Annotated in this window: 12 protein-coding genes and 4 tRNA genes; 8 read left to right on the forward strand and 8 right to left on the reverse strand. The window is 37.8% G+C overall.

Annotated elements, in window-relative coordinates; genetic code table 11:
* Positions 1 to 1,139 precede the first annotated feature (1,139 nt).
* The 3 genes from BTA34_RS09985 to cspE all read right to left on the reverse strand — a co-directional run bounded on the left by BTA34_RS09985 (position 1,140) and on the right by cspE (position 2,759).
* Positions 1,140 to 1,838: an MgtC family protein gene (locus BTA34_RS09985; RefSeq protein ID WP_151435502.1), complete on the reverse strand. Its 699-nt coding sequence runs from the start codon at positions 1,836 to 1,838 to the stop codon at positions 1,140 to 1,142.
* Positions 1,839 to 2,241: 403 nt separating this feature from the next.
* Entirely contained in the window at positions 2,242 to 2,436 is a 195-nt protein-coding gene (gene dsrB, locus BTA34_RS09990) for a protein DsrB (RefSeq protein WP_151435503.1), read from the reverse strand.
* A 110-nt stretch (positions 2,437 to 2,546) separates the two neighbouring features.
* Positions 2,547 to 2,759, reverse strand: coding sequence for a transcription antiterminator/RNA stability regulator CspE (cspE, locus tag BTA34_RS09995; RefSeq protein ID WP_004243573.1), 213 nt, complete (start codon positions 2,757 to 2,759; stop codon positions 2,547 to 2,549).
* A gap of 455 nt (positions 2,760 to 3,214) precedes the next feature.
* On the opposite strand from cspE, the gene BTA34_RS10000 reads away from it, so the two are divergent.
* Entirely contained in the window at positions 3,215 to 3,721 is a 507-nt protein-coding gene (locus BTA34_RS10000; RefSeq protein WP_151435504.1) for a YlaC family protein, read from the forward strand.
* Positions 3,722 to 3,898: 177 nt separating this feature from the next.
* Positions 3,899 to 3,974 (forward strand) — tRNA-Asn (locus BTA34_RS10005).
* Between the two features lie 158 nt (positions 3,975 to 4,132).
* On the opposite strand, the gene BTA34_RS10010 is transcribed toward BTA34_RS10005, so the two are convergent.
* Together BTA34_RS10010 and BTA34_RS10015 are read right to left on the reverse strand one after the other, a co-directional pair.
* Positions 4,133 to 4,726: an NAD(P)H-dependent oxidoreductase gene (locus BTA34_RS10010; protein ID WP_151435505.1), complete on the reverse strand. Its 594-nt coding sequence runs from the start codon at positions 4,724 to 4,726 to the stop codon at positions 4,133 to 4,135.
* Positions 4,727 to 4,816: 90 nt separating this feature from the next.
* Positions 4,817 to 5,758: an AraC family transcriptional regulator gene (locus tag BTA34_RS10015; RefSeq protein ID WP_265576059.1), complete on the reverse strand. Its 942-nt coding sequence runs from the start codon at positions 5,756 to 5,758 to the stop codon at positions 4,817 to 4,819.
* A gap of 296 nt (positions 5,759 to 6,054) precedes the next feature.
* Here BTA34_RS10015 and BTA34_RS10020 point away from each other — a divergent pair.
* The 6 genes from BTA34_RS10020 to BTA34_RS10045 all read left to right on the forward strand — a co-directional run bounded on the left by BTA34_RS10020 (position 6,055) and on the right by BTA34_RS10045 (position 9,582).
* Positions 6,055 to 6,130, forward strand: a tRNA-Asn gene (locus BTA34_RS10020).
* Between the two features lie 365 nt (positions 6,131 to 6,495).
* Positions 6,496 to 6,571, forward strand: a tRNA-Asn gene (locus BTA34_RS10025).
* A gap of 321 nt (positions 6,572 to 6,892) precedes the next feature.
* Positions 6,893 to 6,968, forward strand: a tRNA-Asn gene (locus BTA34_RS10030).
* Positions 6,969 to 7,166: 198 nt separating this feature from the next.
* Positions 7,167 to 8,219: a dihydroorotase gene (gene pyrC / locus BTA34_RS10035; RefSeq protein ID WP_151435506.1), complete on the forward strand. Its 1,053-nt coding sequence runs from the start codon at positions 7,167 to 7,169 to the stop codon at positions 8,217 to 8,219.
* Positions 8,220 to 8,430: 211 nt separating this feature from the next.
* Positions 8,431 to 8,685, forward strand: a complete 255-nt coding sequence (gene bssS / locus BTA34_RS10040) for a biofilm formation regulator BssS (RefSeq protein ID WP_064720401.1) — start codon at positions 8,431 to 8,433, stop codon at positions 8,683 to 8,685.
* 294 nt (positions 8,686 to 8,979) lie between these two features.
* The gene (locus BTA34_RS10045) at positions 8,980 to 9,582 is read left to right on the forward strand and encodes a response regulator transcription factor (RefSeq protein WP_151435507.1); all 603 of its coding nucleotides are present in this window, start codon (positions 8,980 to 8,982) and stop codon (positions 9,580 to 9,582) included.
* A gap of 269 nt (positions 9,583 to 9,851) precedes the next feature.
* Here the strand turns inward: BTA34_RS10045 and ttrA are convergent, their stop codons facing one another.
* The 3 genes from ttrA to ttrB are packed head-to-tail and all read right to left on the reverse strand — an operon-like array spanning position 9,852 to position 14,693.
* Complete coding sequence (ttrA, locus tag BTA34_RS10050; protein ID WP_151435508.1) at positions 9,852 to 12,932, reverse strand: tetrathionate reductase subunit TtrA; 3,081 nt, start codon at positions 12,930 to 12,932, stop codon at positions 9,852 to 9,854.
* A complete protein-coding gene (gene ttrC, locus BTA34_RS10055; protein WP_151435509.1) occupies positions 12,925 to 13,953 on the reverse strand; it encodes a tetrathionate reductase subunit TtrC in 1,029 nt (342 codons plus the stop codon). Before ttrC ends, ttrA begins: the two co-directional genes overlap by 8 nt.
* Positions 13,950 to 14,693: a tetrathionate reductase subunit TtrB gene (ttrB, locus tag BTA34_RS10060; RefSeq protein ID WP_151435510.1), complete on the reverse strand. Its 744-nt coding sequence runs from the start codon at positions 14,691 to 14,693 to the stop codon at positions 13,950 to 13,952. Before ttrB ends, ttrC begins: the two co-directional genes overlap by 4 nt.
* Positions 14,694 to 14,723 lie beyond the last annotated feature (30 nt).

Raw genomic sequence — 14,723 nt, forward strand, 5'->3', positions numbered from 1 at the left:
GACCTTTACAAAAAATCCTACAATTTTTCAAAAGATTTTCATTCATAATTGATTAGTGATTACAAACAACATACCGCCGCAATTCATCAGCTTTACTGTAGAGGTCTAAACTCACCGTTTTCCTGAATTTTCCCCCATTTTTTGAATGGTCTAATTTGATTAAATTAAAAACATTACTCAAAAAATCATACTTAAATTAAATACGATAGAAAATATTGATAAAATTTTCACCAAATACATTGAAATAATTTGAGAGTATAATTTAGGTATTAAAAAAAAATTCAATATAATCAATGGAAAACATCTATTTTCACCCCAAATTCTATACTGCATTAAGCCCCTTAATAACGATTTTTTGTCCTACAATACTCCTAAGTACCTCATTTAATAAGTAAACCAAGGGTAGCAATCGCTTACTTGATTTTAGCTTTTTCTATTTATTAAAAACAAAATAAACAAAGATAAATCAAATCAGCCTAGAACGAGCAATCAATAAAGATGAGAGAGCGCATCAAATATACCTAAACTCTGTTCAACTTTTTTCATTCATAACTCATGATATACGGGTTAACCACAATACAAATAATTGGACATGAATCAATTTAGGTAAAAATGTTTGTTTTTATTAAAACGAAAATGAATATATTCCCCCCCTACTGTGTATTTTAATTAGTTTTTTTAAGTTCATTTTTCTACTTTTTATTCCATGAAGTAATAGTTACAAAAATAATAATTACACAAACAAAATACTTTATTTCTATATATCAGTAATAATACGTAACTTATGGCTAAGATCTCATTATTCACATCAGAGAAATGAGTTTTAGAATTAAGCCTTATGCTAAAGCTCTTAATAACTTGAGGCTTGGATAGGCAAAAGTGAATGGTTTACGAAGAACAAACAAAAATATGTGACTGGGATGAATAAGCATAATCGACGACACAACAGCTTGAAATATGGCAGCTCTATTACTTACAAATTGCAAAGTTATATTCTTTATAACTTTTATCAATATTCATATTCCTTTTTGAAATAACTTTATAATTGGATATCTATCTCGGTCTTTATACGACAAAAAAACGCCCTACATTTAATATAGGGCGTCTTAAGTAGAAAGATAGTATCTTGAAAAGATCCATCAAGCGGGATGCTCTGCCGCTATCTTCCAATTAATTGCACTGACACTCTTTTCTAAACTTACTCTGCAAACAATCGCTTCTATCTCTTTTTGCTCGACAGGTGTTGCCAGTAATTCAGCACAAACTTCCAACTGGCTAGGCATCAATGTATCAGCACTGCTTAAAGACTGTAATCGAACGTGTAATCCATTGATGGCTTGCAAAATAAGTGTTCTCACTAAAACTTCATCTTCTTCATGACAAATAATTCGTATTGAGTAGCGTTGCTCTATATCTATTGCTTGATGTTGTGGTTGCGCGTTTATCCGCTGAGCAGCCTCTCGCAGTAAGATATTCGCACAAAGAATAAGAACTGTTGCTATGGTTGCCAATTGATATAAACCTAAGCCACATAACACGCCAATTCCTGCTGAACACCAAAGCGTGGCAGCTGTATTAAGCCCCCGTATATTCATTCCTTCACGCATGATCACACCTGCACCAAGAAACCCAATACCTGAAACAACTTGAGCCGCAATCCGACCAGGGCTATCTGGCGAAGTTTCTATTGAACTTAAAATAAAAACAGCCGCACCAGTTGCAACTAAAGCATTTGTTCTTAAACCGGCCATTCTTTGTCGCCATTGACGCTCGGCACCAATCAAAGCACCAAGACACATTGCAATCACGAGATTTAAAATATAAGGCGTCATCGTCATGTTTATTTCCTCTACATGATGATTAAAATTGATATGAAAATTTTGCTCTGATAATTCAGAGTGTTGAAATTAATTCATCGCCTTAGGTGGAGGAAATAGAGAGAAAAAAATGTAGCACATAAAATTACCCTTCTTATTTTAGAAGCATAAGGGAAATCATTTGGGTAAGTGCATAATAGGAATATATAAGAAAGGAATATTACAATGCACTGCCCACCAAAATGGTAAGCAGTTTTAGTGAAGAAAACAGCTTACCTGTTATTTTGAATAAAATTATTCTCGATTAATGGGGTTATCATTAACCTACAACTTTGTGTCTCCACAGTGTTTTCTCCTAACTGAAATTTGGCAAAAGTATAAGTAGCTGATTTGAAAATGTAAATGAACCGTACCTAAACGTCAGTCACTTTTGCTGTATTGGTCTAACAAATGTCCCTTCTCCGCCCTCTTTTTCATTAAAAAACCAAATTCCATTTGGATATTCAGGGAGTGATACTAAATACATTATGCCTTCATTAAATTCTTCGACAAGTAGGATAGTTCCTTCACGATCGGCAATACCATCAGTTTTCACAACAACGTTATCATTAACCTGCATTTTCTCTCCTGATAAATATTATCATTCTCTTTTTCTTTATTTTACCCATAAAGAAAAAGCCTGCCACCATAAGGTGACAGGCTTGAAGAAAATTTTTAAAAGGCTTTAAATTACAGAGCTGTTACGTTAGCAGCTGCTGGACCTTTTGCACCGTTTTCAATTGTGAATTCTACGTTCTGACCTTCAGCCAGAGTTTTGAAACCGTTACCTTGAATGGCAGAAAAGTGAACGAATACGTCTTTGCTTCCGTCTGCTGGAGTAATAAAACCAAAGCCTTTAGACTCGTTGAACCACTTAACTTGACCTTTCATTTTGTCAGACATGTGACTTTCCTATATATCAATAAAACGTTGCCTTCTCGGCATCTACTGGCCTGAACTACCTATAACTTATGGGCACACATGAAGAAAACGGTCAAAAAGCGATGCTGTTTAAAACTCATTAACTTAGAATGTCAATCATAAATCAGGTCTGTATTGAGGCCTTACTCATTAACGCATGAGACAAGTTTAATAGCAATAGTTTTATGCGTCTAAAGATTAAAAAAATGCGAATTGCACATTAAAAATACAATTCTTCCTCTATTTTTATCACTGTGCATAAAATTTATTTGATATTTTATCTCTATTATTAACAATGACTAAGAATATTCTTAGTCACCTAACAATAACAGTTAATGCCAGAATTAAAAAAAACTGTTCTACCCGCTTATCTTGTCCCCGTGATAATCTAGTAATAAGAAACAAGTTTGCAACATTCATCTCTTAAGGTATTTACAATGAATGTATTAAAAGAAATCTTAGAGCGTGATTTAGACCGGATCAATAAAGCAGAAAAAAGAGACGGGAAACCACATTTTAATAGTCAGTTTTTAAAAAACCATATCTGGTTATGTATCAGTATGGTTCTTTCTTATATATTGCTCGCTGCGTTATTAATTTATTCACCTTATTTTGGTGTTATCTCGCTCGTGCTCTTTACTGTGATGTTCTTAGTGATGGCTGGTATCTTGTTATTTGATATAAAGCCTACTTATAAATTTGAAGATATTGGCGTTCTCGATTTGAGAGTTTGCTATAACGGTGAATGGTATACCTTTGAAAAACTTTCTGATGAAGCCATAAATGAGATCCACCAGCACCCGGCAATATCCGAACAAATAAAAGAAGACATTCGCGAGATTATTAGTAAAAAACAAGAAATTCATTTTTACGATGTGTACTTGATGGCATTTGATCCTGTTCAACAATCAATTTCAGCATCGCAATTATCCCCTCAAATTTAATTGATTCTCCGTGTGACATATAAAAACACGGAGAATAACTGCTATTATACAGAGAATAACTTCTATTATTTAGCCACTTTGTTGATAAACCAACCAAACAGATGTTTAATCCACTTTTAACGTTGACACTCTGATATATCATCGTTATTATGCGCCTCGTTCTCACGAGAACTCACTTCCTCCATAGTTCAGTCGGTAGAACGGCGGACTGTTAATCCGTATGTCACTGGTTCAAGTCCAGTTGGAGGAGCCAAATTTAGAAAAGCCCGCGCTATTACAGTGCGGGCTTTTTGCTTTCTGCGTTCTTATTATCTAAATTAGCTATCACCTAAATCAGCGACCTAAATCCAATCTGGATCGTTATCTTGATTGATTAATAGATAGCTAATTTATAGCTGGCATGATAAATACCTAATCTGCTATTCCAATAATTTCTCGTTTTAGGTGTTTTTTATACGCTTCAACGTCTTGTTCAATTTGCGGTTGTTTCACCACATCAAACATTCCGAAAGTTTTTAATCCTTCCATACCTAAAAATTGATTCGCTTTATGGAATGGAAAATAGACAGCATCAATTCCTTTTCCTTCAAAAAACTGTTCTTGTTCTTCAAAAGCGCCAAAAGGTGCATTCCAAGTTACAGAAAGAAGATACTTTTTACCTTGTAATAATCCACCCGAACCATATTTTTTCGAAGGATCTTTTCGTGTACGGCCATCATCAATATACATTTTGCCATACCCAGCACTAAATACATCATCAACGTATTTTTTTAAGATCCAAGGACCTTCCATCCACCATGCTGGCATTTGATAAATAATGACATCGGCCCATAAATATTTTTCAACTTCTTCGTTATTATCATAACCATCATCAATTCGTGTTGATTGCACATTTATCTGATGCGAAGACAACAATTCTGTGGCAACTTGCGTTAAATGGTCGTTGAGTTTTCCTTTAGATCCATCAAACTCTTTTGCAGCATTAATAATAAAAACATTAGTCACTTCTAAACTCCTTTGCATACTCATCGTTAATAAGATGACTGTAACGCAATTATCTATTACTGCCTTAACTCATTTCTCCATTATTCTTGCCTAATAATCCAAAGATACTCTTTCTGATCCCGATACTTTTAATCGTTGAATATCTTTTAAGGGTGATAAGCCAAATAATCGCTGATATTCACGGCTAAACTGTGAGGGGCTTTCATAGCCGACAATAAATGCGGCTTCAGAAACGTCACTCATTTCAATCAGCATGATCCTTCTTGCTTCATTCAGTCGTAGCCATTTTTGATATTGCAACGGTGTCATGCCAGTTCGGTTTTTAAAGTGAAAATGAAATGAAGAGGCGCTCATACCCACCAACGTTGTAAGATCTTCAATCCGAATTATTTCGCGATAATGTTGTTTAATCCAATCCAGGGCATGGCTAATTTGCCGACACTGAGGATGTTGTGATGCTAATAGTTGCTGACGCGCACCATCATTCGATCGTAATAAGTAATAAAGGATCTCTTTTTGGATCAAAGGTGCAATAAAAGGCGCATCTTCTGGTGTATCTATTAGTTTTATAAGCCTTGTTACGGCTTGTAAGATTGGCGCGGTTGCTTGAACAATTTGTTGAGCGCGGATCTCATTATTTTGTTGTAGTAATTCAAACTTATTTTCAGCTAGCAGTTCAGGTAATAGAGCGAGGTCTAATTTTAGCAATATTGCTAAAAAAGGCGTTTCTTTTGAAGCTTCACAAACTTTAGCAAAGGTTGGTATTTCTGATGAGGTTAGAAGCATATTCATAGGGCGATAGCAATTCGTTTCTAACCCTATCGTTATCCGCTTTGCACCTTGTGCAGCAATAGCCAAACTGGGTTCATACACCCAGCCTTCTGACTCTGTAATAGAGGTATATCGACATAACGCTAAACCAGAAACTGCAGTATCCCATCCCCCTTCTTTATCTTTTGTATATAGAAGAAGTGTTTTTTTAAATTGCTCAAACTCTAATATCATCGGGGATGATAAGTTCGTCGTATCCATCGTCTCGGGATCTTTAATTAGTCTTTGAATTTGTCAGATTGTATTACTAAACAGTATGAAAAACTTTCTTTTAAAAAAATACTTTATCTTTTCTTTCTCATGTAAGACTCATTTCAGCGAGTAGAAATGTAATTTCGAATATTATTTCTACTGATAACCATTTATTTTTTATACACTTTTATCAAAAAAGAAACAATATGATGCACTCTTGAGCAAACAGTTATTTTTTTCATTTTTTTACTTTACAAGGTGAGCGAGGATCGCTATTATTCGCCTCGTTCTCACGAGAACTCGCTTCCTCCATAGTTCAGTCGGTAGAACGGCGGACTGTTAATCCGTATGTCACTGGTTCAAGTCCAGTTGGAGGAGCCAAATTTAGAAAAGCCCGCGCTATTACAGTGCGGGCTTTTTGCTTTCTACTCACCAGTTATTTTTATCCCTCTATTTTCTTGTTTATGCCCTTTGTATCCTCTACATATTCATCTTATATATCTGCTATTTCTATTCAGTTTCTATTTCGTGTTAACTCAAAATCATCAATAAAAGAATGCCTGTTTATAAGACTGTTTCAATCAGCATCACTCTACTGACTATTTTTTAAACTCAAAACGACCTTATTTGATTTAAAAACCATAAATTAGTTATTTTTTAACCACTTAAACTATTATTTCACTTTTTTTACTTTACAAAGTTCATCACCCTCGCTATTATCCGTCTCGTTCTCACGAGAACTCGCTTCCTCCATAGTTCAGTCGGTAGAACGGCGGACTGTTAATCCGTATGTCACTGGTTCGAGTCCAGTTGGAGGAGCCAAATTTAGAAAAGCCCGCGCTATTACAGTGCGGGCTTTTTGCTTTCCACCTTCTCTATTATCAAAGCTTTCTCCTTTTTCTATCCATTTTATTTTTCAAAGTCTGCATTGCCTCAAATACGTTATCTCTTTATTTTTTATCTTTATTTTCAATTTTCAGTGTGAAAAAAATAGCCATTTAAACGCGCTCATTATGTCATTATTAGATTATCTGTTTTAGAAACGCACAATGTGTTGTTTATCTATGCATTTAAACAAATATTGTCGATTGTCCTTTGACATATCAAATCACCCACTATATGATACACGCCACTTAATGTTGTTCCTCCATAGTTCAGTCGGTAGAACGGCGGACTGTTAATCCGTATGTCACTGGTTCGAGTCCAGTTGGAGGAGCCATTTCTTTTTGTGTCACCCTCGTAACCTTTTGATTTTATTCTCTGTTTTACCTTACAAAATTCCAAACACATAATAAAAAAATGCGATTAAATGGTAGCTATTTAATCGTTTTCGTATTAGCATTCGTTTCCGGCTTGACTATCTAGTCCAATCCAATCCTTGATCTTTCGATTTTCCTAAGACACACGGAGCCGGTATATGACCACTGCACAACCTATCACCCTCACTATTCGCCGTCCTGATGATTGGCATGTTCACTTTCGTGATGATGACATGCTAAAAACTGTTGTTCCTTATACCAGTCGCTATTTTGGCAGAGCTATTGTCATGCCAAATCTTGTTCCACCTGTCACAACGATTGAAGCTGCTCGCACTTATCGTGATCGCATCAAAGCGGCTATTCCTGCCGGTGATAACTTCGAACCGTTAATGACTTGCTATTTAACCGATAGCACATTGCCTTCAGAAGTAGAACAAGGTTTCTTACAAGGTGTTTTTACCGCTTGTAAACTTTATCCTGCGAATGCAACAACTAACTCAAGCCATGGTGTATCAGATATCACAAAGATTTATCCTATCTTAAGTGTGATGGAAAAAATCGGCATGCCATTGCTTATCCACGGCGAAGTAACCGCTTCAAGCATCGATATTTTTGATAGAGAAGCACGTTTCATTGATAGCGTTATGTCTCCTGTACGCAAGCAATTTCCTGAGCTAAAAATTGTTTTTGAACATATTACAACTAAAGAAGCCGCTCAGTATGTATTAGAAGGAAATGAATTTCTTGGTGCCACTATTACTCCGCAACATTTGATGTTTAACCGCAATCATATGTTGGTTGGTGGCGTTAAACCTCACCTATATTGCTTACCTATTCTTAAACGCAACGTTCACCAAGAAGCACTAAGAGAAGCGGTTGCATCAGGAAACTCTCGCTTTTTCTTAGGTACGGATTCCGCACCTCACTTACAACATCGCAAAGAATCATCTTGTGGTTGTGCTGGAGTATTTAATGCACCAACTGCACTAGCAGCCTACGCAACCGTATTTAAAGAACTCAATGCATTACAACACTTTGAAGCCTTCTGTTCTCTAAATGGCCCTCGCTTTTATGGCTTACCCGTTAATGAAGGAACAATCACATTAACGGAAAAAACGGTTGAGGCGCCAGCACAAATCCTGTGTGGTAATGAAGCGCTTATTCCTTTCTTAGCAAATGAAAATATTCATTGGGATATCACTGTCGATTAATCCTTCCCCTTGATATTTATCTAAAATGCACCATATAACATTTGTTCGACTGTTAATGGTGCATTACTCTGTTATCAGAGCCAGCACACATTTTTTTGTTATAACAAAAATTTATCTTTTTAATCACGATAAATCTCGTATACTGAAAAGTAACCACTTTGTGTGGGAGCTTCTCTCTTAGTCAAAACCGGTTGTATGATTAGGAGGTATTATGAGTAGAAAAAATGAAGTTATTCAGACACATCCTGTTGTAGGCTGGGACATCAGTACCGTTGACATCTACGATGCCATGATGTTGCGTTTACATTATCTTCCTGAAAACGAACATCATCCAGAAAACGCAGTTGTAGATAAGACACTTTGGCTGACAACAGACATAGCTAAACAGTTGATTCATATTCTTCAAGCAGGTATTGATAAAATTGAATCATCTGAAGATTCTGTTTCGGACAACACCAAGCATTAATAAAAAGATCTAGAAAAGATAGCGAACGCAAAGCAGGAGTACTTGGTACTCCTGTTCTTCTTTTATCCCGCTACAATCCACTATCTCATATTTTTTATATCAATATATAAACCCGCTCTTACTGTATGCAAATAATTAGCCATATTAATAAATCAACTTTCATTTAATTAAAATGTAATCATAACCTTTTTATTCGATATATCTTCAAAAAAAGAACATATAAGCCGAATTGACATAAAATAAGGTTATCTTTATTTTAATAAATTAAAACAGCTACAAACAAGGAAGTTATTTGTGAAAGTATTAATTATTGATGAATGTTTTTTTACTCGTAATGGTATAAAGCATTATTTTTCGAAGAGAAATGTAAGGCATGAAATAATTGACATGTCATCTATACAAGAAGCCAATAATTATATTAATCACTCAATGCCAGATATTATATTTATTGACCTCACAAGATATTGTCGAGAAATAGCACATTGCCCACATTTACAACTTTTTTTTATTTCAACAAGAAGCTGTCGGCTTTATCTTTATCTTGATGCTAACTACCCAGACAAAGAAAGACCTATCGCATTGACAAATAACTGTTTTATCCTTCCAAAGAAAATACTTCCTTGGGTGCTTGAAAAGACATCCTTATTCACTTCCCGCTGCCAAGTTTACTTTCCAACCTATAAACATTCATTATGCTCTATTTTTAGCTCACAAGAACAAAAAATTATTAATTATTGGATGAATGAAATACCTAATCATCAAATTGCTAAAAAACTCTCTATTAGTAGTAGCACAGTCTATTCTCATAAAAGACACATTACTGAAAAAATTAATGTGAAAAATCGAATTGAATTATTTTTCATATATAATATTTTAAAATATATATATGAGAAATAATCCCATCAAGTCCTAATAAAAAATAAACAGCAGAAAAAAAGGGAGCCAATTCACATTATTACTCCCTGTAAATGAGGTGGCTAATATGCGTGTTGGCCACCTTAAATTTATTAAAATATTATGTATGTAGGGTACATGTAATATTAAAATAATTAAACTGATCTAGTTCTATCTTACAAAAGATAAAGTAAAACAGATTTGTGGTGCAATCACTCCACTCTTCTTTTTAATAAAGAGTGAAGTGATTATTTAAAATACCAAATTGATAATTAAGCTATACGCTCAATCTTAGCTGGTAAGCCTTGACGCACAGATGCACCAGATACCCAATCTAACCATGTATTAGTGATTTGACGTGTTGGATCGGCAAACCCTAAATCATTAAGGTTGATACCGCTGCCAATACCTTTATCCATCGGTAATGGTTGTTCATCTAAGTAATGCTGACGTGAACCTAACTCTTGATGCCCATATCCATGTTCAATCGCTAAAACGCCCGGCATTACGCCATCGAGTAAGCTAATCTCCGCTTCCACTTGTCCACCCGGTGTGACAATGCGAACTTTATCACCATGATTAACACCCCATTTTTTACCATCTTGAGGGTTAATCGCGACTAAGTTACTTGGTTTTACCATTCTTAAACGCTGGATCATGCCTGTTGAACTACTCACCACATGAGACTTAAAGGACATTAGTTTTAATGGCCACTGCTCTTCAGGATAGTGCTGATGAATATCACTACCATCCGATAAACGTGGTGGGTAATAAGTCGGGCAACCACTATAACGTTCGCCTGTTATTGCATGATGGTTTTTTGCCACTTCTTCATTCCAGATTTGTAATGGCTTTTTCCACTGTGGCCCCGTTTCTTCGCCATTCCACGCTTTGTCATAAGGAGCGAAACGACCGCCTCGTGTATAGATATACGCAACCCGAAGAACTTCTTCATTTTTTAATGTTGAGGTTATTGCAGGTAAAATACGGTCTACCCCACTTAATAAAATATCTTCATTGGTTGCAGGGGCAACAGGTTTTTCCCCCATAAACGCCATATTAGCGGCAACACGTAAATAGTAATCTTCTGCACTATTGATTGGATAGAAGTTACCATCCATATCTTCAATTGCTTTCTCACCAAAGCCTGGCAAATCTAAGGCTTTTGCCACAGCAATACAGAATGTTTCCATTGAAATTGGCTGACCATCTGCTGTTTTTGCAACGCGAGGTTCAATAATCGGCCAACGCGCTGTACTTGCTTTAGTTTGAACACCAGACCAAGGCGCACTAAAGCCCCAGCTCTCAAAGTTATGTGTATCAGGAACAATATAATCGGCCAGCGCTGTTGTTTCATTCATAAAAGCATCAATACCAATAATCAAAGGTAGGTGCTTCGGATCTTTCAAGCGCTCTTCCATCACTTGGCGAATACCTGCAATCCCATAAATAGGGTTGGTCATATTCGTTATCCATGCTTTTAATGGATAAGGATAACCCGCTAATGCAGAGCCGAGCTGTTCAGTTAATTGCCCAGCAGCAAACGGATACCAAGGCGCTTTTGCTGGATATGGAGATTCTCCTTTCTCTACACGCTCACGGTACTCATCAGATTTCTCATAGGCTGCTTTACTGCGTGATAACACCATGCCTTTGGGTTTAACTTTACCTTTAAAGCTATCCATTTTGTAACATGGGCCATCGGTTGCACCATTAAACTTACCGCCACCAACAGATACCCCACCTTTAAGGTTTAAGTTACCGATTAGCGCATTAAGCATAATCACGCTCCACGCGGTATAGAAACCATTGCCGCCCATCATACCTCCATGAGAGATAACCGCAGCTTTTCGACCATAAGCAGTAAATTCATGACCTAATGCAGCAATTGTTGTTTCTGGTACTTTACAACGTTCACTATATTCCGCCAGTGTCATACGTTTAGCTGCGTCATCAAGTAACTGGAAACTTGATTTAACCGTAACGGTAGCACCCGTTTTTAATGTCACAGTATGCGTAGCAAACAATTGAGCTTTATTGACTTGGGTTGATGGAACTAATTCACCTTCAAGTGATAAAACTAAGGCTTGCTCTTCCCCTTCAGCAACATCATTTAAATGTGCTGTTGTCAGCATTTGCCCTGACAGAGGATGTTTTTCATCACTGATCACAAGATGAGTCGCATTCGTCCAGCTCTTCTCACCCATATTTTTCATTGAAACTTCGCTTGGCACTGACAGATAATCTGCATTGTAGCGATTGTTTTCAATGATCCAGCGGATCATCCCCATGACTAAAGCTGCATCTGTTCCCGGTTGAACTGGAACCCAATGCCCATGATCGTTAGCTAATGTCGTTGTTAAAGGCAAAGCTGGTGCAACAACCACATAGTTGAACGAATCACGAATACGTGCGTTAGCTAACTGACGACCTTGACGCTTAAATGGGTTACCTGATTGTGCCGGTGATGTCCCTAAGAACAGAGCAAATTCAACATAATCCCAGTCAGGCTTAACGTGGGCATTTTTATCTAAATCGTTCATTAACGCGCCAGAGCCAGCACGGTACGCTAATCCACAATAAGAGCCATGAGCACCAAAGTTTTTACTACCAAATGAGTTTTGAGCAAAGCGACGAATAAACGTATCTCGTCCATCATCACCCGCATTTGTCATTAATAATTGGTTAGCTTTAGGACCTAAAGCCGGTTGCTTTGGATCGATTAAAGTCTCTAAATCACGAATGGCACGTAAACCATCAACATGACCTTCACCAAAGAGATCGCCACCTTCAACAATTTCTTGGATCAACTGCTCAAAACTGATACGTTTCCATTTACCTTCACCGCGTTTACCCACGCGTTTCATCGGTTCAAGAATACGTGTTGGGCTATCAAGGCTTTCCATCATGGTTGCACCTCGAGCACAAGCCGTAGAGCGGTTTTCTAAACCACTTTCTCCCCCCATTTTTTCAAATGCTTCTTTAATTGGCATGTTATAGCCAAAATGATGATCATGAGAAAGTGGATGATAAGGATTACCCGCAATACGTAAAACTTTATTATTTGCTCTATCAACACGGGCGCGAACGCCACATTGTGTCCAGCAACCAAAACATTGCGTCATACAAACAGATTGATCTGTATTTGCTTGCCATTTTGCATCTTTTACAACTTTACCTTCAGGTAATAAAGAGTTTCCGTTGATCCTATCAAGTGTCACTTTGCCTGATGTGCCATCAACTAAACCATCTATGGCACGTTTAGCAACATCACGGTAGCTGGCAGCAAATGCGGCAATACCACCGATAACTAATCCACCTTTAAGCCATTGACGTCTTGTAAACTTAGCCATGCTGCACTCTCCTGACAACCCAACGAATACTTTCTCTAAACAAAATAGTTAACGCTATCCACAATCCAAATGTACCGACAATTGCCATCAATCCATCATTACCTAGCGTAAACTCATAAGGGTTTGTAATTATGTTATATTTTGGAATGTATTGAGCGCCCATCAACATCAACCAGCGTAATACCCACGCAAGCCCCATCGAGACAAGTGCCATGATGGTAATAAACGCAACCGAACGTACTTGTTTTGCCATCAAAAGTCCCATTGCGACGGAGATACCCCATAGTGCGATAACGCCCATAGCACTCCACCAGCCAAGACTTCCCATTACTAATTGTTCTCTAATTGCCTGGCCTGAAATCGTATCGCCTGCAACCCAAAAGCCCGTACATACCGCTAATAACATCAGCGAACTCACAAACCACATCGCTAACTCACGTTGATGTACAGGTTCACGACGTGTACCTAATGCGAGTAATGTCGGTAGTACTTGCATTGCACTAAAGAACAACAGTATTGGTAACCAGTAGGTATACAGCACAGGTCTTGCTTTTAAGATAGAGGCTTCGCGACCTGTATATAACAGCAAACCAATCGCAGTTAATGAGCAAGCTAATGCTACCCAACGCGTTAATTTGTATTCACGCTTCCAGACTAAGCGAACGACCATTGCAGCAAAGTAAAGCATGCTAAATGCTGAGAACAACGGCAGTAAGAGTGATCCCCATGCCATCCAAGACCACGGTGTTGGGTAAGCATAGAAATGCCAAACGCGTGCTGTTTGGTGTAAATCTGCTGTTAAAGCAAGAGGTGCCGTAATGCCGGCAGTTACGGCAATAAAGACAGCAACCGCTTCTAAACGTTGATTACCTGCACTGCCTTTCCAGCACTGCCAGCACGCATAAAGCGTTGCACTACAAGCAATACCGATAAAAAAGAAATATTGCACAGCCCAAGGTAACCAAAAATATTCTTGAGGGATGGCGATGACTTCTTGAATTTGAGAAACTTGCGGGATCATAAGTGAACCTCCTGATGCCATAACGCGGGTTGTCCTTGACCTGCTAACGGTTGTACAAATGCATCATCGAGACCGAGATAGAAAACTTGTGGTAATGTGCCGCTTTCTGGTTTTAATACTTTCAGCTCTTTTTCATGTGTACGCAGCATCTTGCTGATAGTGCTATTAGGATCTTTCATATCGCCGATAATACGCGCGCCGCCAACACAAGATTCAACGCACGCAGGCAATAATCCAACTTCGAGGCGATGAGCGCAGAAAGTGCATTTATCTGCTGTTTGTGTTGAGTGATTAATAAAACGTGCGTCATAAGGACAGGCTTGAACACAATAAGCACAGCCAACACAGCGTTCATTATCAACGACAACAATGCCGTCTTTACGTTGGAAAGTCGCTTGCACAGGGCAAACGGGTACACAAGGTGGTTCATCACAATGGTTACACAATCTAGGCAGTAAGACGTTGGTTATCCCCTCTTGCCCCTTGATAGCAACCTGATATTGGTTTACTGTCGTCCTAAATTGTCCTTGAGGCGTCTGATTTTCGATGTTACAGCTCACAGTACAGGACTGGCATCCTACACAGCGACGTAAATCAATCAGCATACCGTAGCGTTTATCTTCCGAGCCTTCACGACGCTCAGGTGATAATTTAATGCCGGCTTCAGCTAAAGGAACCAGTGAAGCACCCGCAGTAAGGACCCCTAATTGTTGTAAAAATTTTCGTTTTCCAAGATCCATATTTGTCTCCAGCATCACTCAATAACACAA

Source organism: Proteus sp. CD3, from assembly GCF_008808075.1.
Classification (GTDB): Bacteria; Pseudomonadota; Gammaproteobacteria; order Enterobacterales; family Enterobacteriaceae; genus Proteus; species Proteus appendicitidis.

What these genes read in the sequence shown, in the direction of transcription:
- BTA34_RS09985 (WP_151435502.1), bottom strand. Translation starts at nt 1,838, where the DNA reads ATGACGATGACGCCTTATATTTTAAATCTCGTGATTGCAATGTGTCTT.
- ttrB (WP_151435510.1), bottom strand. Translation starts at nt 14,693, where the DNA reads ATGGATCTTGGAAAACGAAAATTTTTACAACAATTAGGGGTCCTTACT.
- BTA34_RS10000 (WP_151435504.1), top strand. Translation starts at nt 3,215, where the DNA reads ATGAATGTATTAAAAGAAATCTTAGAGCGTGATTTAGACCGGATCAAT.
- pyrC (WP_151435506.1), top strand. Translation starts at nt 7,167, where the DNA reads ATGACCACTGCACAACCTATCACCCTCACTATTCGCCGTCCTGATGAT.
- dsrB (WP_151435503.1), bottom strand. Translation starts at nt 2,436, where the DNA reads ATGCAGGTTAATGATAACGTTGTTGTGAAAACTGATGGTATTGCCGAT.
- ttrA (WP_151435508.1), bottom strand. Translation starts at nt 12,932, where the DNA reads ATGGCTAAGTTTACAAGACGTCAATGGCTTAAAGGTGGATTAGTTATC.
- cspE (WP_004243573.1), bottom strand. Translation starts at nt 2,759, where the DNA reads ATGTCTGACAAAATGAAAGGTCAAGTTAAGTGGTTCAACGAGTCTAAA.
- ttrC (WP_151435509.1), bottom strand. Translation starts at nt 13,953, where the DNA reads ATGATCCCGCAAGTTTCTCAAATTCAAGAAGTCATCGCCATCCCTCAA.
- bssS (WP_064720401.1), top strand. Translation starts at nt 8,431, where the DNA reads ATGAGTAGAAAAAATGAAGTTATTCAGACACATCCTGTTGTAGGCTGG.
- BTA34_RS10015 (WP_265576059.1), bottom strand. Translation starts at nt 5,758, where the DNA reads ATGGATACGACGAACTTATCATCCCCGATGATATTAGAGTTTGAGCAA.